Here is a 17,576-nt window from a genome sequence, read left to right as displayed (position 1 = left end):
GGCGGTGGGATAGTCGGACACCCATGCTGGCATGCGTAACACACCCTTTGCGGGTTTTCCACAGCTTTTCCGAACCCCGGATGTGCGGCCTAAAGTGGACCCATGCCTTCTGTGTCCGTTCCTGCCACGACCCGCGGCGGGATGCCCATTGAAGTCCGCCGTTCAGCACGGCGCAAACGGACGGTCAACGCGGTGTTCCGCGACGGGGTAGCCGTGGTGTCCATTCCGGCGCATTTCACCCGTCATCAGGAAGCTGAGTGGGTCCAGCGCATGGTTGACCGCCTGGAGACCAGGGCTGCGGCCGTGCCGGCGCCGGATCCCGCGAAGGCGGATTCCGAACTGGAACAGCGTGCCATGGATCTCTCCGCACGCTATTTAGGGGGAGCTGCCAGGCCATCCTCGGTCCGTTGGGTCAGCAACCAGAACTCCCGCTGGGGATCGGCGACGCCGGCACGCGGCACCATCCGGCTCTCGAAGACGCTCATCGGCATGCCGTCATGGGTAGTGGACTATGTGCTGCTGCACGAACTGGCCCACCTGATTGAGGGATCACACAGCCCCAAGTTCTGGCGGCTGCTGGAGTCCTATCCGCAGACTGAGACCGCCAAGGCGTACCTCTCCGGTGCAGCCTTCGCCGCTGCGCGCGGACTTAAAGGAGAGATGGCAGAGGACTAAGGTGCCGGCGCGGTCTGCCGGGCCGGCACCTGGCCCGCTTACTGCTTTTCCGGCCCGTCGTTGTCTTCGTCCCGGTTCGGGGTATCTTCGCCTTCGGAGTTTTCCGCTGCGTCCGTCGTTGCGCCCGCGTCGTGGGAATCCGCATCCGTTTCCGGCGTTTCCTTGTCGAAGCCGCCCTCGAGCAGCCGCCTGAGCGCAGCGTCGACATCGGAATCCGAGGCATCCAGCAGCTCGCGGCGCTTGCTGAAGCCCTCCGGATCATCCAGGTCCTTGGACGTCGGCATGAGGTCCGGGTGCTGCCAGATGGCGTCGCGGCCGTCCACGCCCCGCTCTTCGCGCAGCTGTGCCCACAGCACGGAGGCGTCCCGCAGCCGGCGGGGCCGCAGTTCGAGTCCAACGAGCGAAGCGAACGTGTGCTCGGCGGGGCCGCCGCTGGCGCGCCGGCGGCGGATCATTTCCCGCAGGGCAGCGGCAGAGGGGAGGTTCGCCGTCGCGGCAGCAGTGACTTCATCAACCCAGCCTTCCACCAGTGCCAGGGCGGTCTCCAGCCGTTCAAGGGCTGCGGCCTGTGCGGGCGTGCGCTCGGGCTGGAACACGCCTCCTGCCAGAGCCTCCTGGATGGACTCCGGGTTGGACGGGTCAATGTCGCGGGCGACTTCTTCGATCTTGGACATGTCGATGTGGATACCGCGGGCATAGCTTTCGATGATCCCAAACAGGTGTCCGGCAAGCCACGGCGCGTGCGCAAAAAGACGGGCGTGTGCGGCCTCGCGGACGGCGAGGTAGAGCCGGACCTCGGTCTCGGGAACGTCGAGTCCTTCGCCGAAGCCCGCCACGTTGGCCGGAAGCAGGGCCATGGTGCCGCCGGCCAGGGGCAGCCCGACGTCGGTGGAGCTCACGACCTCCTTGGAGAGGGCGCCCACAGCCTGTCCCAGCTGGATGCCGAACATGGCACCGCCCATGTTGGCGAGCATGGAGGAGGCCCCGCCCATCATGGATTTCATCTCTTCGGGCATCTGGGTGGCAATGGCGTTCGAGAGCGCCTGCGAAATGCTGACGGCCACAGGTTCGGTGAGGCGGCGCCACGAGTCCATCGTCGCTTCCACCCACTCTGCACGGGACCAGGCCTTGCCCAGCGCACTGGCAGAGGGGAAGTCCGTCGCTGGATCGAGCCACATCTGGGCGACATGCAGTGCCTCGTCGACTTCCCGCTGCTGCTGGGGGGTGACGGAGGGGTCAGCGCCGGTGGCAGCCACGCGGCGCGCATTGTCCTTGGCCAGCTGCCAATTGACGGGACCGTCGGCCGGGGCACTGAACATGGCCTGGACCTGCTGGAAGATCATGGCCATGGCATTTGGGTCCGAGGGGAGTCCGGCTGCCTTCGCCAGCTCCTGGGGATCGAGGCCGCCGGCCTGTCCGCCGCCGAAGAGGCGCGCGAGCATCTCGGACAACGGGTCCTGGGGGGAATCCCCGTGATCGGAGGGGTTTGAGCTCATCGATACCACCGGTCCTGTGGAAGTTCTAATGCGTCGGCCCCAGGTGGATCACCGGTTGCCTGTGTTCCCACGTTACCGGCATGGGCCGGGACCTGTCCCGCATTCGGGGATTCGTTCGCTGTTGGCAAAGGAGCACGTGGGAGAATGTATCCCGCACCCACCGCCGGCGCACGAAAGGAAAGCCGATTGCGCTCCCCGAAGAAAGACCAACCCTCAGGGTCCGGTTCCGAACCTGCACAGCGCGCCGGCGCGCCGGATCCGGTTCCCGGCGGTGAAAAGCCGTCCAGACAGCGCCCTCCGCGCCGTCGGGCCATGTTCGTTGCCGGCGGTGCTGCGCTGGTTCTCGGCGCTGCCGGACTCCTGCTTCCGGCGCCGTACGTGCTGGAGTCCCCGGGGCCCACGTTCAACACGATCGGTGAAATCTCCTCCGGCCCGCTCATCACCATAGAGGGGGAGCAGACCTACTCCACCAGCGGCGAACTGGACCTGACCACCGTCTACGTCTCGGGCGGGCCAAACGGCAGTGTCAGCATGGCCGAGGTGCTGGCCGCCTGGCTCAGTCCGGATGATGCCGTGCTGCCGATGGACTTTGTCTACCCTCCCGGTACCACCAGCGGCGAGATCGAAGAGGAAAACACCGCCGCGATGGCTTCATCCCAGGAGTCTGCCGTGGCGGCCGCGCTCGCCGAGCTGGACATTGACTTCACGCAGGAAATCTCGGTCGCAGGGATCATGGAAGGCGCTCCTGCCGAGGGGGAACTTGAAACCGGAGACATCCTGCTGGCGGTTGACGGCCAGCCCGTCACCGATGTTGAGTCCCTGCGCCAGGGGCTTAACGAGACGCAGGGATCTCCCGCGGTCCTGACGCTTCGGCGGGGCGGGGAGGAGAAGGAAGTGAGCATCACTCCTGAGCTCTCGGACACCGGTGCCTACCAGATGGGCGCCTACCTCAGCATCGACTTCACCTTCCCGTTCGACGTCGCCATTGCCCTGGAAAATGTTGGCGGAGCCTCGGCAGGAATGATGTTCGCCCTGGGGATTATCGACAAGCTGACACCGGGCGAGCTGACCGGGGGAAGGCATTTCGCCGGTACCGGAACCATCGACGCCGCAGGAAAGGTCGGTCCGATCGGCGGCATAGAGCAGAAGATGGCGGGAGCCGCCGACAGCGGCGCAGAGTTTTTCCTCGCCCCGGACGCCAACTGCGGGGAAGTGGCCGGCAACATTCCCGAGGGCCTCGACGTCGTCAGTGTCTCGACACTTGAGGAAGCGCTGGACGCCGTGGAAGTGCTGGCCGGCGGTGGCAGTACCGATAATTTGGGCTCCTGCACAGACTAATCCCGGGAGGGGCTCCGCGGACACGGCGCAAGCCGCGGGAATCACGATCCTAATAAGGTTCCGCTGTGATGGCCTGAGAAGTGGCCGATCGCGGGCGAAACAAGGCAGAATAAGGAATCACGGCAATGTTGGGCAGGCCGTCGGACAGAGGGGTCGGGTTGCTTCGCCAAGGAGGCACCGGAAGTCCCTCCGCACCGAGCTGCTGCCAGGTGCCGTGAGCCGACGCCCCGAATGATGAGGAAACTGTGACTTCCGGACCAAATGGCCCATTCTCCCGACCGAGCCCCAGCACACCCCACCGGCGGCGCAGCCCGCTGATTGCCACCCTGATTGTCGTGGCTGTCCTGGTGATCGGGTTTGTGTACTTCTCCCAGGTGTACGCGGACGTGCTCTGGTACAACCAGCTCGGGTTCCTCGAAGTCTTCTTCAAGGAAAACCTGACCCGGATCGCCCTGTTTGCCGCCGCTTTCCTGGTGATGGCCGCGTGTGTTTTCTTCAGCATCCGCGCTGCCTACTCGTCCCGGCCCATCTATGCGCCGGACAGCTCCCTGCAGGACAACCTGAACCGATACCAGGCGCAGCTCGAGCCGGTTCGCAAGCTCCTCATGATCGGCATTCCGATCGTGGTTGGCGGCTTCGCCGGAACCGCGGCCATGTCGATGTGGCAGCAGGCCCTGCTGTTCCTGAACCGTCATGACTTCGGCCGGACGGACCCCGAGTTCAACATGGACTACAGCTTCTATCTCAATACGCTGCCGTTCCTCGGGTTCATTGTCGGCTTCCTGATCTCCGTCGTCGTCATCAGCGGCATCGCCGGCCTGCTGACGCATTACCTCTACGGCGGAATCCGCCTGGAGGAGAAGGGCGTGTTCGTCAGCCGCCCGGCACGTATCCACATTGCCGTCATCGCGGCGTCGTTCCTGCTGCTGCAGGCCGCAAACTTCTGGCTTGACCGGTACAACACGCTTCAGAGCACCTCCGGGGCCTGGACCGGCGCGCTGTACACGGATGTCCACGCGGTGATTCCCACCAAGGCAATCCTGGCCGTGGCCTCGATCATCGTCGCCCTGCTGTTCATTGTGTCGGCGGTCATTGGCCGCTGGCGCCTGCCGATCATCGGCACGGCAATGCTGGTCATCACCGCGATCGTGGCCGGAGGCGTCTACCCGTGGATCGTCCAGCGCTACCAGGTCATTCCCTCGGAACAGACCCTTGAAAGCGAATACATCCAGCGCAACATCGACCTCACCCGCGAGGCCTACGGGCTCTCCGACACGGAGGTCATTCCGTACGACGCCACGGTTGACGCCAGCGCCGGCGCCCTCGCCGAGGACGCCGGAACCACGGCAAACATCCGTCTCCTGGACCCCAACGTCGTTTCCGACGCCTTTGGGCAGCTCCAGCAGTTCCGCCAGTACTACCAGTTCCCCGAAACCCTGAACGTCGACCGCTACGACGTGGAGGGCGACATCCAGGACACGGTTATCGCCGTGCGTGAACTCAACATCAACGGCGTCCCGGACGGCTGGGTTAACGAGCACGTCCTCTATACCCACGGCTACGGCGTGGTCGCTGCCCGCGGTTCGACCGTCCAGCCGGACGGCAAGCCGAGCTTCATGGAATCGGGCATCCCCTCGACCGGTGTCCTGGGCGACTACGAACCGCGCGTCTACTTCGGCGAGTCCTCCCCGGACTACTCGGTGGTCGGCGCTCCGGAAGACGCCGCCCCGGTGGAAATCGACCGTCCGCAGACCGGCAACGCCGAAGACGATACCCAGACCACTTTCCGCGGCGAAGGCGGTCCGAGTGTCGGCAACATCTTCAACCAGCTGGTTTACGCCATCAAATTCCAGTCCACGGAACTGCTGCTCTCGGACTTCGTCAACGAAGAATCCCAGATCCTCTATGACCGCGATCCCCGCGAACGCGTCGAGAAGGTCGCCCCGTACCTGACCGTCGACGGCAACGCCTACCCGGCCGTCGTCGACGGACGCGTGAAGTGGATTGTGGACGGCTACACGACCAGCCGTTTCTTCCCTTACTCCACCCAGCAGGAACTGGCGGACGCGACAACCGATTCGCTGACCGGCGGTGCCTCCGCTGCGCTTCCCGCAGACAAGGTCAACTACATCCGCAACGCCGTCAAGGCCACAGTGGATGCCTACGACGGTTCCGTCACCCTGTACGCCTGGGATGATGAGGACCCGCTGCTGCAGGCCTGGCAGGACGTTTTCCCGTCCACCCTCAAGCCCTACAGCGACATGTCTGCCGACCTCATGGCACACGTGCGCTACCCGGAGGATCAGTTCAAGGTCCAGCGTGAGCTGCTTGGGCGTTACCACGTCACCGACGCCCAGTCCTTCTACCAGAACGACGATGCCTGGTCGGTTCCCTCCGACCCGACCCGGACCAACTCCGACGTCAAGCAGCCGCCGTACTACCTCTCACTGCAGATGCCCGGGCAGGAGAGCCCGACGTTCTCGCTGACGACGCCGTTTATTCCGTTCGTTGACCAGAACCAGGAAGCGCGCAACGTGCTGTACGGCTTCCTGTCGGCTGACGCTGATGCGGGTACCGGAAAAGCCGGTGAAAAGGCGGACACCTATGGAACGCTGCGTTTGCTCGAACTGCCGACCGATACCGCGGTGCCGGGTCCGGGCCAGGCGCAGAACCGCTTCAACTCCGACCCCACGGTTTCCAACGCCTTGAACCTGCTCCGCCAGGGCGCCTCGGAAGTCATCAACGGCAACCTGCTCAGCCTGCCGGTTGGCGGCGGCATGCTCTACGTCCAGCCGGTCTATGTGCAGTCCTCGGGCGCTTCTTCCTACCCGACCCTGCAGCGGGTCCTGGTCAACTTCGGCGAGAAGGTGGGCTTCGCTCCCACCCTGGACGAAGCCCTGAACCAGGTCTTCGGCGGCGACTCCGGTGCCGTCACCGGCGACGAGGAGAACGTCGGGAATACACCGGATACGGGTACGGCCCCGGCCGACACCACTGCCCAGGCCGAACTGCAGACTGCACTGTCCGACGCCGGCGCAGCACTCCAGGAAGGCCAGGAGGCACTTGCCGGCGGCGATTTCGCAGCCTATGGTGCCGCGCAGGACAAGCTGAACTCGGCCATCCAGCGCGCGATTGCCGCGCAGGAACGGATGGACTCCGGCGACGCCGGTGCCACCGACGGTGCTGCAGATGAGGGTGCGGCGGAAGACTCCGGCGACCAGTGATTTGCGGCTCCATCCCGCGGCGGGTAGAGTAGAAACTACGCCGCGGGGTGGAGCAGTTCGGTAGCTCGCTGGGCTCATAACCCAGAGGTCGCAAGTTCAAATCTTGCCCCCGCAACCACACAGAAAAATCCCCATCCGGGTTCCGGATGGGGATTTTTGTTTGTCCGGAGACGTCCCTCCAATCTTCGGCGGACCGGGTCCATCGGGATCTGCAGCGTTTACACTCACGGGGTGAATGCCCGCCGCCGCGGCAGGCCCGCAGGGAGTTACCGTGCCGGGCCCAGAGGCGATCCGGACCGGGGAGAAACCGCCCTGCAGAAGCTGGACCGCAACTGGAGCGACCTGCTCCAGGAACTGCGCGTGCTCCAGACCGGCATCCAGATCCTTACCGGGTTCCTCCTGACGCTGCCGTTCCAGCAGCGGTTCACCACCCTCACACCTGTCCAGGTAGCTCTCTACCTGGCGCTGGTTGTCCTCTCAGTCCTGGTAACCGCCGTGCTGATGTCCACCGTCGTGATGCACCGGTCCTTCTTCCAGCACCGGATCAAGTACCAGCTGGTCCGCAACGCGGACCTCCTGCTCCGATGGACACTCCTGCTGGTGGGGCTGATCCTCATCGGGACCGTGGCACTGGTCTTCGACATCGTCCTAGGCGGCATTGCCGGCCTCATCGCGGCTGCGGCCGCCGTCCTTGCGCTTTCCCTGCTGTGGCTCGTGCTCCCGTCGCGAAGCAGGCGTATGGCGGAAAACCGTACCAGCGACCACCCGGCACAAGAATGACGGCGCCCCTCAACAGATATGTGCCCTCAACAGATACGTCCCCTCAGCAGGTACGGCTGCAGGCCGGGTCCCCGGAAGGGACACCGGCCTGCAGGGCGCTGCTGCGGTTGGTTAGTTCTGTTCGATCGCGGACTGGTTGGAAGCGGAGGCCTTCAGGGCTGCCAGGCGCGCTTCGACCTCAGTCTGCTCGCCCAGGTCCTCCAAGGACTCGAACTGCGCGTCCAGGCTTGAGGCGGCAAGTTCGTTCGCGCCGCGGACCTTGGCCTCTTCCCGGCGGATCTTTTCTTCGAACCGGCCCACCTCGGACGTGGGATCCATGACGTCGATGCTCTTGATCGCGTCGTGCATCTGGTTCTGGGCTGCAGCGTTCCGGGAGCGGGCAATCAGCTCATTGCGCTTGGACTGCAGCTGCTGCAGCTTGTCCTTCATCTGGGTCAGGCCGGTCTTGAGCCGCTCGACGATCTCCTCCTGCGAGGCGATGGTCGGCTGCGCGCCGCGTGCTTCGTTTTCGGCGGCCATCTGGCGCTGGATGGCGACCTTTGCCAGGTTGTCGAACTTCTCGGCGTCGGCGGTGTTGCCGGCAGAGCGGAACTCATCCGCCTTGCGGGAAGCGGCAAGGGCCTTGTTGCCCCAGTTCCGCGCGTTCTCGATGTCCTCGTTGTAGTCGTCCTGCAGCATCCGCAGGTTGCCGATGGTCTGGGCGACGGCGCTTTCGGCCTCGGCAATGTTGTTGCTGTAGTCGCGGACCATTTGGTCAAGCATCTTCTGGGGGTCTTCGGCCTGGTCCAGGAGGGCGTTGATGTTGGCCTTGGCCAGGGTGGCGATCCGTCCGAATATCGACTGCTTTACCATCTGTCTGCCTTTCACGTGTGCAAGTGGTGCGTTGGTGTGCTGTTGCCAGCCTGTCAAAAACTGTGTGCTGCAGGAAGGACTCCCGCAAAGGAAGCGAACTAGAAATTGCCTCCGGATGAACCGAAGCCGCCGCCTCCTCCAAAGCCGCCCCCGCCGCCGCCGAAACCGCCGAAACCGCCGCCGCCCCAGCCGCCGCCGCCACCGCCGCCGCGCAGGATGGAATCGATGAGGATGCCGCCGAGGATCGCGCCGCCGAGTCCGCTGCCGCCTCCGCCGCGGCCGCCGTACATCCCGCCGCCGCCGCCCCAGCCGCCCATGCCTCCGCCGAAGCCGTCCACGTCCTGCTGGGCCATCTGTGATGCCTGGGCTGCAAGAGCGTTGGCCTGCTGGGCGTATGCGAGTGCGCTGACTGGATCGGAGGACTGCAGGGCAATGGCCTGATCCAGGTTCCGCTCTGCCTCAGCGAGGCGGGTCCGTGCCTCGCTGCCGACTCCGCCGCGGCGGGCACGGATGTAGTCAGAGGTGCCGGCAATCTGGGCCTGGGCAGACATGATGGTGTGCTGCAGGGCATCGCGGGCACGCCGCTCCTGCTCCTGCCGGTCACGAAGGCCCTCAAGCGAGGCGTCCAGCTGCGCGTTGGAGGACTCCAGGCGTCCGAGCAGGTCCACCGGATCGTACTTGCCGCCGCGTGCGGCGGCGACGGCATCCAGAGCCTGCTCGACGCCGGCGATGGGGCCTGCCAGCGCCGGCTGCGCACCGTTCTGGGAGAAGGCGCGGGCCTGGGCCAGATCCTGCCGGGCATCGGCGACGGCACGGTCGAGCTCGGCGGCTGCGGCGTCCAGCCCGGTTCCGGTCCGGTCGATGGCATCGAGGAGGACGTTGGCCTGGTGCACGCTTTCCTCCGCGGCCCGCACCGCGAGGACAGCAGCAGACGTGTCGCCCTCCTGCAGGCGTTCCTGCGCGGTGTCAGCGGCGTTCTCCACGAACGCCAGCCGCTCACGGGCCTGCTCAATATTGTCCCGAACCTGCACCAGGGCGGAGTCGCTGTACCTCGTGGCCAGCCCGTCCAGGGTGGCCCGGGCGGAATCAAGGCGGGCGGACGTCGTACGGGCGCTGTCCTGGGCCGCGGCCAGGGCAGCCGGAGCGTTCCGTTCGAGCTCCCGCAGGGCATCGAAATCTTCCTTGTGCGCCTGCAGCGAATCATTGACCGCTTCGCACCGGCGGATGATGTCCTTCAGCCAGGCACGCTGCTGTTCCTCGGTGTCCGGGATTTCGTCGTCGAGCTGCTGCTGCATCTTGAAGGACTCACCCATGTGCGCCCTCGCTGCGGCGAGGTCGTCAGTGAAGGTGGAGACGGCATCGTCACCGTATTGCGCTGCCGCGAACGCGAGCTCCTGCTCGCTGGACTTGATGGCGTCGTCTGCCGCAATCAGCAGGCTGCCGGCCCGCTTGCGGAGTTCGGGAACACTCATGGCATCCAGCGGATCCTGGGGAGCCGTTTCCTCGCGGCTGGCAATCGCGCCCTTCTTGCGGGACCGGCTGCGGACCAGGGCGAAGACGGCAAAGGCGCCAACCAGCACTACGCCGGCGACGATAAACGCCGGGACGAGGCTGCTGCCGCCCCCGGTGGAGACCTCTCCGCTGCCGCCTTCGGCAATGTCCTCGAGCGAAGCCGCAGCGTTGACGGCGGCAGCCGTCCAGTCTTCGGAGCTGATGTTCTGGTTGCCCAGCAGTGGTTCCTGCGCGGCCTGGAGCATGGCGTTGCGCCTGGCTTCGGTGAGGACGGACTGGTCACCGGTGGCAACTTCCATCTTGCGCTCGACTGTGGCGATGCTGAGCAGTGCTTCCTTTGAACCCATGTCCTTGGCGGAAACGACGTCCTGGGTCCATGCCGAGGGATCCGCGGGGTCCGTAAAGCTGTCCACGAAAACCACGTACAGGGTGTACCCGGTACTCTTCTGCACGTCAGTGATGGCCTGCTGGACCTCGGCCGTTCCGCCGCCGAGCGAATCGTTGGTATCCACGACGTATTGGCCTGGTGGGATGGTCACCGGCGGCTCCGCGTGAGCAGCAGACGGTGCGAAGACCGCCAGGGCGCTCAGTGCCAGCACGGCTGCAAACCGCTTCGTCCTCAACCGCATAAATCGTTTCCTTTGTCTGTCCTGTTATGCGGTCTGTCCGCAGCACAGGCGATGGTTCCGGCTCGGGCAGGTATCCGGGTAGCTGGACCGGGCGATATGGCTTTGATTCTATGGGGGCCTTAGCGCACCGTCCACAACGAAACCGTATCCCATGAGCCTGAATGTTTGCCTTGACTGTCCGTGACTATCCTCGGCTGACTTGGGTGGACACGGCAGTGCGGCTCTTCCAGGACCAAACCGGGATACGCCGGCGCGTTCGGGAAATTCCCAGCTGACTTCCAGAAAGCTTGTGCCTCGGTCACAGACTCCCCTGTCATAGTGGATGGGTCGATACTTGTGGGTACAGCGAATTTCGAAAGGACGGCCCATATGAGTGAGCACTATGGGGGCAGCGAAGGCCCGCAGCGGCCGTTGCCTCCCCGTCCGCCGGTACCGCCGTCGTCTTCCGCCGCTTCCGAGGGGAGCCGGGAGTACGCTTCGGCTGACACTACCCGGCTGCCGGCCCCCGGCGGCGCCCACGCTGCCGGCCCGTCCGGCAGTGCAGGCTGGGCAGGCAGCCAGGCCGATCCGGGCCCCGCGCCGCAGGCCGGCGGGGCAGGTAACCCGCAGGGGAATGTGTTCTACGGGCCGCAGCCCAGTGACCCGCCCCGGCAGCCCGGCTACCCGTCGGGCGGGAACTGGGGCGGCAGCGCCGGCGCGCCCGGAACGGGCGGACGGCGCCGTTATGGGACCGGAACGCTTGTCACCGCGATGCTTGTGGCCGGCCTGCTCGGCGGCGGTGTCGCCGTCGCCGCAGACGCCGTGATGGGCAACGGCAACAGGACTGCCGGAACCACCGGACAGTCCCAGACTGTCGTGGTCAATGACCAGGACAACGTCAACGCGATCACGGCCGCGGCGCTCAAGGCTTCACCGAGCGTCGTGACGATCGAGGTCTCGGGATCCGGTTCCTCCGGTTCCGGCTCGGGAATCATCCTGGACGATGAGGGACACATCCTCACGAACACCCACGTGGTGACCCTCGGCGGTACCGTTGCCAGCCCCGCGATTGAGGTGCAGACCGAAGACGGACGGGTGCTTTCAGCCACCGTAGTCGGGACCGATCCGCTCTCCGACCTCGCGGTCATTAAGGTCGATAGCCAAGACCTCACTCCAGCGACCCTCGGGGACTCCGATGACCTCAATGTGGGCGACTCTGTCCTGGCCATCGGCGCGCCCCTGGGCCTGGCCGGAACGGTCACGGACGGCATCGTCTCCACGCTGAACCGCACCATCAGCGTCCAGTCCTCTGCGGCCCCGGAATCGGACACGGACTCTTCCCCCCAGGATGACGGGTTCGGTTTCCGGTTCGCACCGCCGGACGGATCGTCGCAGAACCAAAGTTCAGCGTCCTCCTCGATCTACCTGAACGTGATCCAGACTGATGCCGCGATCAACCACGGAAACTCAGGCGGCGCCCTGGTGAACACGGACGGCGAAGTGATTGGTGTCAACGTGGCCATTGCTTCGGCGTCGTCAACCAGCAGCGGCGAGGACAGCGGAAGCATCGGCGTGGGATTCGCCGTTCCAGCGAGCTACGCACAGCGGGTGGCCGATGAGATCATCGAAAGCGGTTCCGCCACGCATGGCTTCCTGGGCGTTTCCGTCACTCCTGCCACGGGTTCGGGCTCTTCGTCTTCCTTCACCATCGGAGCGCAGATCGCGGATAACCCTGCCGGCGGAACCCCTGCAGCCCAGGCCGGGCTGCAGAAGGGGGACATTGTCACCTCGGTGGACGGCATCCCCATCACCGACGCGCAGTCGCTGACGGCTGCCATCCGGATGCAGGCTGCCGGCAGCAAGGTCACCATCGACTACGTCCGTGACGGCCAGCCCGAAAGCGTCGACGTCACGCTCGGCGACTCGGCCGACCAGTAGCCGCACCGCAGACCGTCTTCCGGCCCGCCTGCCCAGCGCAGGCGGGCCGGAGCCGTCTGTGCAGGTGCCAACCTGCGCCTGGCCCCAACGCGGAAACCAAATCCGGTCCGCTGCCGTTCGGGTCCGGGGGCGGCGTGTGATTAGCTTTAATCTGTCGCCGCCGACGGGCGGGGGATGCCGGAATCCAATCCGGCGGAATCTTCCTACAGGAAAGGCCGGAATGCAGGAGTCAGCCAACGGGCCGCTGAACATTGTTGTTTTGGTGAAACACGTCCCGGACACGCAGTTTGACCGCCGGCTCGCCGGACCGGACCATACCCTGGACCGTTCCGAGAGCATTCTCTCCGAACTGGACGAATACGCCCTCGAAGCTGCGCTTGTGCTGGCCGAGGAACGCGGCGGGGAGAAGGGCGGCAATACCGTCACCGCCGTCACCATGGGACCGGCGGCCGCAGTGAATGCGGTGAAGAAGTCCCTCCAGATCGGTGCCCATAAAGGAGTGCACCTCAGCGATGAAGCCCTCGCGGGCTCCGATGCCGCCGCGACGTCGCTGGCACTTGCCGCCGTCGTGAACTACCTCAGCTCCCAGGCACCGGTTGACCTGGTGATTACCGGGATGGCCTCCACCGACGGAGAAACCTCCCTGGTCCCGGCCCAGCTCGCAGAGCGGCTCGGGTACGCCCAGCTGACTTTCGCGTCCGAGCTCGAAACGGTGGCTTCACCCTCGGGAACGGTGCTGCGCGCCCGCCGGGACGGCGACTCCTATTCGGAGGTCATTGAAGCCCCGCTGCCTGCAGTGGTCTCCGTGACGGACCAGGCCAACGAGCCGCGCTACCCCAATTTCCGCGGCATCATGGCAGCCAAGAAGAAGCCGGTGACCGTTCTCTCGCTGTCCGACGTTGGAGTGGACGCTGCGCAGGCAGGCAAGGACGGAGCCTGGACATCGGTGGCCGCTTCCGCGCCGCGTCCGCCGCGCGGAGCCGGAACCATCATCACTGACGACGGCGACGCCGGCGCCAAGCTGGTGGACTTCCTCGCCTCCCAGAAACTTATCTAGCACCTTCCTTCCGGCGCTGCCGCGCCCGCACCCCAAGGAGAGGCCCCATGGGCTCCGTACTTGTCTTTCTCGATGTCCCGTCCCTTCCGCTGCCCCGGGCGTCCCGGGAACTGCTGGCGATCGCCGCTGCGCTCGGGGAGCCGGCGGTGGCGTGCCCCCGCCCGCTGTCCGGGGAAGCTGCCGCTGAGCTGGCGGGCTTCGGAGCAGTCCGTATCTACGAACCCAGCCAGCCGCTGCCGGATGTGCTGGTCGCTGCGAAGGCGGCTTTCCTGGCCGAAGCAGTCCGTGCAGCCTCTCCTGAGGCTGTGCTGCTGGGCAACTCCTTCGAGGACCGCGAAGTAGCCGCACGCACCGGCATCAAGCTGGGCGCCGGCGTTATCACCGATGCCGTTGCCGTGGCACCGGACCTCTCGGTGACGAAGTCCGTGCTGGCGGGCTCCTACACCTCCACCTGCCGGGTGGAATCCGGGGTCCCGATCATTACGGTCAAGGCGAACTCCGTCGAGCCCGCAGAGGCGGGGGCGCCGGGAGTGCCTGAACGGAGCCTGGTCACCGTCCCGGAGACAGGTCCGGCAGCAGTAGTAGTGGAGCGGTCCGAAAAGCGCGTTAGTGGACGGCCGGAGCTGTCCGAGGCCCGCGTAATCGTCGCCGGCGGCCGCGGTATGGACGGCGACTTCAGTCCCGTGGAGGAGCTGGCGGACCTGCTCGGCGGTGCAGTGGGAGCATCCCGTGCCGCTACGGATGCCGGCTGGATCGAGCACTCGGCGCAGGTGGGGCAAACCGGCAAGACCGTTTCTCCTCAGCTGTACATTTCCGCCGGCATTTCGGGCGCCATCCAGCAGAAGGCGGGTATGCAGACCGCGAAGGTGATCGTGGCCGTGAACAAGGATCCTGACGCGCCGGTATTCGAAATCGCCGACTTCGGCATTGTGGGAGACGTTTTCTCGGTGCTGCCGCAGGCCTCCGAGGAGATCCGGAAGCGCCGGGCATGACGGTTTTCCCCGAGGGGACCCGGGTCAACCGGGTCCTCGCCTTCGCCGCGCACCCTGATGACATCGATTTTGGGGCTGCCGGCACCCTGGCGAAGTGGTGCGCGCAGGGAGCCGAGGTTTCCTACTGCATCATGACCGACGGCGGCGCCGGAGGGTTTGACCCAGGGGACCGCGACGGCGTCACTGCGCTGCGCAGCAGCGAACAGCGTGCAGCGGCGGACATCGTGGGCGCAGGCGAGATCCATTTCCTGGGGGAGAAGGACGGTTTCCTGGCCGCGAACCATGAGGTAGTGGGCCGCGTCGTGGAGCTGATCCGCCAGGTCCGTCCCGACGTCGTGCTGGCCATGCACCCGGAACGGAACTGGTCACGGATCCAGGCAAGCCATCCAGACCATCTGGCCTGCGGGGAAATTGTCACGCGCGCCGTCTATCCGGCGGTGGAAAACCCGTTCGCCTACCCTGAACTGGCCGCCCGCGGACTCGAGGCTTTCAAGGTGCCCTGGCTGTGGTTCTACGGCGCGCCGCGGGAGCGGGAAAACCATGCAGTGGACATCACCGCAGAGCTGGACCGCAAGCTCGCCGCCATCCGGGTGCATGCCAGCCAGCACCCGGATCTTGAGGGGATGGACCGGTCGGTCCGCGGATTCCTGCAGGAGAATGCGCAGCGGCACTCCCTGCCGGCGGGAACCAGCGCCGAAGTCTTCCATGTGGTGGGAGTGAACACTCCCGCCACAATCGCCGGTTTCTAAGGCTTGACCGCGGTCACGACCAGCGTGTCCGCGTTCAGGGTGTAATCCTCGCCAAGCTCGGCCAGGAACGCTTCCTTGACCTTTTCTGTTGCTGCCGGGTCTTCGGGCAGCAACAGGCGCAGGGCGCTGCCAAGGATCACTGACCAGGCCAGTTCCGGGTTTAGTTGGACCGGAGCTGGCGTGTGTACTGCCTCAACCTGCTCCAAGCCCAGTCCCTGGAGCCACGCCGTGGCCTTCTCAGGGGTATTGATCGCGTACATGTTGTCCCGGGCACCCGTGGTGGCCGGGGCACCCTCGCCGGCAACAGCCACGCAGTGCCGGTAGAGCATGCTGGAGAATTCCGTGAGCGACCCGTCAGCCCAGGTAGTCAGTGCCAGCCTTCCGCCGCTGCGCAGGAGCGAAACGAGGTGCCGGACACCGGCATCCATGTCAGGCAGGAAAAATACGGCATAGCCGCAGAGCACGACGTCGTACTGAGTGTCCGGCTGCCAGGCCAGGATGTCGGAGCGGTGGAAAGCGGCGTTGTCCAGCGAGAGGGTCCCGGCCTTCCGGCGCGCGACGTCCAGCAGGTCTGCGGAGATGTCCACTCCGTCGACTGCCCCGTCGGGGCCCGCGCTCTGCGCCGCCGGGATGGTGATCGCCCCGCCCCCGCAGCACGCATCAAGGATCTGCTCGCCGAGGTGGACGTCGGCAGCCGCGACCAGAGCGTTGCCCATGGGGTTCCACAGCGACGGTGCGAGGCGTTCGAAATCCGCGGCACCGGCATCAAAGGCGGATTCAAGGGGATGCTGCTCGGGCATAGGGGATCCTTTGGTTTAGAGCCGGGCACCTGCGAAGCCGTGCTGGCGCCAGGCTTCGTAGACAGCGATGGACGCGGAGTTCGCCAGGTTCAGCGACCGCAGGGAGGGGAGCATGGGCAGACGGACCCGTGCCGTGACATGCGGATCATTCTTGACGTCCTCGGGGAGGCCGACGGATTCGCGGCCAAAGAGGAGGACATCGCCGGGCTGGTAGGCAATGTCCGTGTAGCTCGTGTCACCGTCTGAGGTAAAGGCGAAGACCCGTTCCGGGGCCAGCGCTTTCCACGCTGCTTCCAGGTCCGGGTGGACGTGCAGGACTGCGAGGTCGTGGTAGTCCAGCCCGGCGCGGCGCAGCTTGGAGTCTTCAAGCTCAAAGCCGAGCGGCTCCACGAGGTGCAGCTCGGCACCGGTAATGGCCGCAAGGCGGATCGCATTGCCGGTATTGCCCGGGATTTCAGGATTGTGGAAGAGGATGCGGAACACGTCTTTATCCTATGCCCGCATCAGGGCTGGGCTGACGCATCGATCAGCGCACCCAGCGCCGGGAGCAGGACGGTGTTGGGCTGCGGGCCGGTGCTGAAGAAGCGGCGCAGGTCCCTCAGCAGGGTTCCGGGGTTCACGACGTCGATCGGCGCGGAGGCGGGCAGGTTCGGCGGCGAGTCGATGATCGGTTCAAAGGGATTGCCGTTGGGGCTGTGCAGCACCAGCCAACCCGAGACCAGCTGGTCGGGGAACCTCTCCTGCAGGGTGCTGACCGCGTCCGCGAGCCGCAGTGAACCGACAGCGTGCCCGCGGTGGCGCAGCTGCACACCATCCCAGTAGTAGGCGCCCGGGGACGAGAGCAGCGAATCGATCACGGCCATCCGGTAGCCGCCCAGCAGTACGTGGCCAATGTCCAGCGATCCTCCGCGCGGACCGGAATCCGGGATGTGCAGGCTGTTCACCAGGCGGCCTGCCGGATAATCGGGAAGCAGGGAGTTCGCCAGCAGCCCGATGGTCAGGTTCTCGGCGTCGAACCGGGCCCCGGCGGAGGAGCCCAGGCGCTTGAAGAGCCCCGGACGCACCGGTTCGCCGTTGACCTGCCGGCCGATCATGGCCAGCGGAATGGCCGGCGGATTCTGCGGGGAGAAGTCCGGCACGAAAACCGGGGATTTGCCGAAGTCCGGATTCGGCGCCGGGCGGCCGGAAGCGGCGGCTGCACCTGAGGCTGCCGGGCGTACCGGGGAACTTCCGGAGGGAACTCCCGCTGTTCCGCCGCGGCCCAGGCGGAGGTCATAGGCGCTGCGCTGCTCCGGATCGGAAAGGACCTGGTAGGCCTCCGAGACCAGATGGAAACGCTCGCTGCTTCCGCCGTGGTCGGGGTGCGTGTCCCGCGCAGCACGCCGGTACGCAGACTTGATCTGCTCGGCGGTGGCCGACTGCGTGAGTCCCAGAACCTCATACAGCGTTTGGGCTGGGGGAGTCACTGCTGTTCCTTTCGGTAGCACGCCGGCGCCGCTGCGGACCGGATGGTCCTCGGCTGTTCGACTTCCTGCCGCTGGTGCCTGATACCTAT

General features: G+C 65.8%; 14 protein-coding genes and 1 tRNA gene. 9 read left to right on the top strand and 6 right to left on the bottom strand.

Going from position 1 to position 17,576, the window contains the following annotated elements:
• Nucleotides 1-102 precede the first annotated feature (102 nt).
• Nucleotides 103-675, top strand: a complete 573-nt coding sequence (locus tag NF551_RS11885) for a M48 metallopeptidase family protein (protein WP_227894464.1) — start codon at nt 103-105, stop codon at nt 673-675.
• A 38-nt stretch (nt 676-713) separates the two neighbouring features.
• On the opposite strand, the gene NF551_RS11880 is transcribed toward NF551_RS11885, so the two are convergent.
• Nucleotides 714-2,171, bottom strand: coding sequence for a zinc-dependent metalloprotease (locus NF551_RS11880; protein ID WP_227894465.1), 1,458 nt, complete (start codon nt 2,169-2,171; stop codon nt 714-716).
• Nucleotides 2,172-2,483: 312 nt separating this feature from the next.
• Here NF551_RS11880 and NF551_RS11875 point away from each other — a divergent pair, with 312 nt between their 5' ends.
• The 4 genes from NF551_RS11875 to NF551_RS11860 all read left to right on the top strand — a co-directional run bounded on the left by NF551_RS11875 (nt 2,484) and on the right by NF551_RS11860 (nt 7,513).
• Nucleotides 2,484-3,509, top strand: a complete 1,026-nt coding sequence (locus NF551_RS11875; protein ID WP_227894466.1) for a YlbL family protein — start codon at nt 2,484-2,486, stop codon at nt 3,507-3,509.
• Nucleotides 3,510-3,754: 245 nt separating this feature from the next.
• Entirely contained in the window at nt 3,755-6,733 is a 2,979-nt protein-coding gene (locus NF551_RS11870) for a UPF0182 family membrane protein (protein WP_423721162.1), read from the top strand.
• Between the two features lie 41 nt (nt 6,734-6,774).
• A tRNA-Met gene (locus NF551_RS11865) sits at nt 6,775-6,851 on the top strand.
• A gap of 113 nt (nt 6,852-6,964) precedes the next feature.
• A complete protein-coding gene (locus NF551_RS11860; protein ID WP_227894467.1) occupies nt 6,965-7,513 on the top strand; it encodes a DUF6328 family protein in 549 nt (182 codons plus the stop codon).
• Nucleotides 7,514-7,624: 111 nt separating this feature from the next.
• Here the strand turns inward: NF551_RS11860 and NF551_RS11855 are convergent, their stop codons facing one another.
• Nucleotides 7,625-8,365, bottom strand: a complete 741-nt coding sequence (locus NF551_RS11855) for a PspA/IM30 family protein (RefSeq protein ID WP_227894468.1) — start codon at nt 8,363-8,365, stop codon at nt 7,625-7,627.
• Between the two features lie 98 nt (nt 8,366-8,463).
• Entirely contained in the window at nt 8,464-10,506 is a 2,043-nt protein-coding gene (locus tag NF551_RS11850) for a TPM domain-containing protein (protein ID WP_227894469.1), read from the bottom strand.
• A gap of 369 nt (nt 10,507-10,875) precedes the next feature.
• Here NF551_RS11850 and NF551_RS11845 point away from each other — a divergent pair, with 369 nt between their 5' ends.
• The 4 genes from NF551_RS11845 to NF551_RS11830 all read left to right on the top strand — a co-directional run bounded on the left by NF551_RS11845 (nt 10,876) and on the right by NF551_RS11830 (nt 15,221).
• Nucleotides 10,876-12,423 carry a trypsin-like peptidase domain-containing protein gene (locus NF551_RS11845; RefSeq protein ID WP_227894470.1) on the top strand — a complete coding sequence of 516 codons (1,548 nt, stop codon included), beginning with the start codon at nt 10,876-10,878 and terminating at the stop codon, nt 12,421-12,423.
• 220 nt (nt 12,424-12,643) lie between these two features.
• A complete protein-coding gene (locus NF551_RS11840; RefSeq protein ID WP_227894471.1) occupies nt 12,644-13,480 on the top strand; it encodes an electron transfer flavoprotein subunit beta/FixA family protein in 837 nt (278 codons plus the stop codon).
• Between the two features lie 47 nt (nt 13,481-13,527).
• A complete protein-coding gene (locus NF551_RS11835; RefSeq protein ID WP_227894472.1) occupies nt 13,528-14,472 on the top strand; it encodes an electron transfer flavoprotein subunit alpha/FixB family protein in 945 nt (314 codons plus the stop codon).
• On the top strand, nt 14,469-15,221 hold the full coding sequence (locus NF551_RS11830) for a PIG-L deacetylase family protein (protein ID WP_227894473.1): 753 nt from the start codon (nt 14,469-14,471) through the stop codon (nt 15,219-15,221). The genes NF551_RS11835 and NF551_RS11830 overlap by 4 nt, the downstream gene beginning before the upstream one ends.
• Here NF551_RS11830 and NF551_RS11825 read toward each other — a convergent pair.
• From NF551_RS11825 to NF551_RS11815, 3 genes are read right to left on the bottom strand one after another with little or no spacing between them, the layout of a single operon-like run.
• A complete protein-coding gene (locus NF551_RS11825; RefSeq protein WP_227894474.1) occupies nt 15,218-16,021 on the bottom strand; it encodes a class I SAM-dependent methyltransferase in 804 nt (267 codons plus the stop codon). The genes NF551_RS11830 and NF551_RS11825 overlap by 4 nt on opposite strands.
• Nucleotides 16,022-16,036: 15 nt before the next feature.
• Nucleotides 16,037-16,504 (bottom strand): tRNA (cytidine(34)-2'-O)-methyltransferase, encoded by a 468-nt coding sequence (locus NF551_RS11820; RefSeq protein WP_227894475.1) that lies wholly within the window; start codon nt 16,502-16,504, stop codon nt 16,037-16,039.
• A gap of 20 nt (nt 16,505-16,524) precedes the next feature.
• Complete coding sequence (locus tag NF551_RS11815) at nt 16,525-17,487, bottom strand: J domain-containing protein (protein WP_227894476.1); 963 nt, start codon at nt 17,485-17,487, stop codon at nt 16,525-16,527.
• Between the last annotated feature and the right edge of the window lie 89 nt (nt 17,488-17,576).

It is taken from the genome of Arthrobacter caoxuetaonis (assembly GCF_023921125.1).
GTDB lineage: Bacteria > Actinomycetota > Actinomycetes > Actinomycetales > Micrococcaceae > Arthrobacter_B > Arthrobacter_B caoxuetaonis.
The sequence above is the reverse complement of the archived record's forward strand: the minus strand, read 5'-3'. Positions and strand labels throughout refer to the sequence as shown.

Coding starts and splice junctions, on each gene's coding strand:
- NF551_RS11885 (WP_227894464.1), top strand. CDS start 103: ATGCCTTCTGTGTCCGTTCCTGCCACGACCCGCGGCGGGATGCCCATT.
- NF551_RS11880 (WP_227894465.1), bottom strand. CDS start 2,171: ATGAGCTCAAACCCCTCCGATCACGGGGATTCCCCCCAGGACCCGTTG.
- NF551_RS11875 (WP_227894466.1), top strand. CDS start 2,484: ATGTTCGTTGCCGGCGGTGCTGCGCTGGTTCTCGGCGCTGCCGGACTC.
- NF551_RS11855 (WP_227894468.1), bottom strand. CDS start 8,365: ATGGTAAAGCAGTCGATATTCGGACGGATCGCCACCCTGGCCAAGGCC.
- NF551_RS11850 (WP_227894469.1), bottom strand. CDS start 10,506: ATGCGGTTGAGGACGAAGCGGTTTGCAGCCGTGCTGGCACTGAGCGCC.
- NF551_RS11845 (WP_227894470.1), top strand. CDS start 10,876: ATGAGTGAGCACTATGGGGGCAGCGAAGGCCCGCAGCGGCCGTTGCCT.
- NF551_RS11840 (WP_227894471.1), top strand. CDS start 12,644: ATGCAGGAGTCAGCCAACGGGCCGCTGAACATTGTTGTTTTGGTGAAA.
- NF551_RS11835 (WP_227894472.1), top strand. CDS start 13,528: ATGGGCTCCGTACTTGTCTTTCTCGATGTCCCGTCCCTTCCGCTGCCC.
- NF551_RS11830 (WP_227894473.1), top strand. CDS start 14,469: ATGACGGTTTTCCCCGAGGGGACCCGGGTCAACCGGGTCCTCGCCTTC.
- NF551_RS11825 (WP_227894474.1), bottom strand. CDS start 16,021: ATGCCCGAGCAGCATCCCCTTGAATCCGCCTTTGATGCCGGTGCCGCG.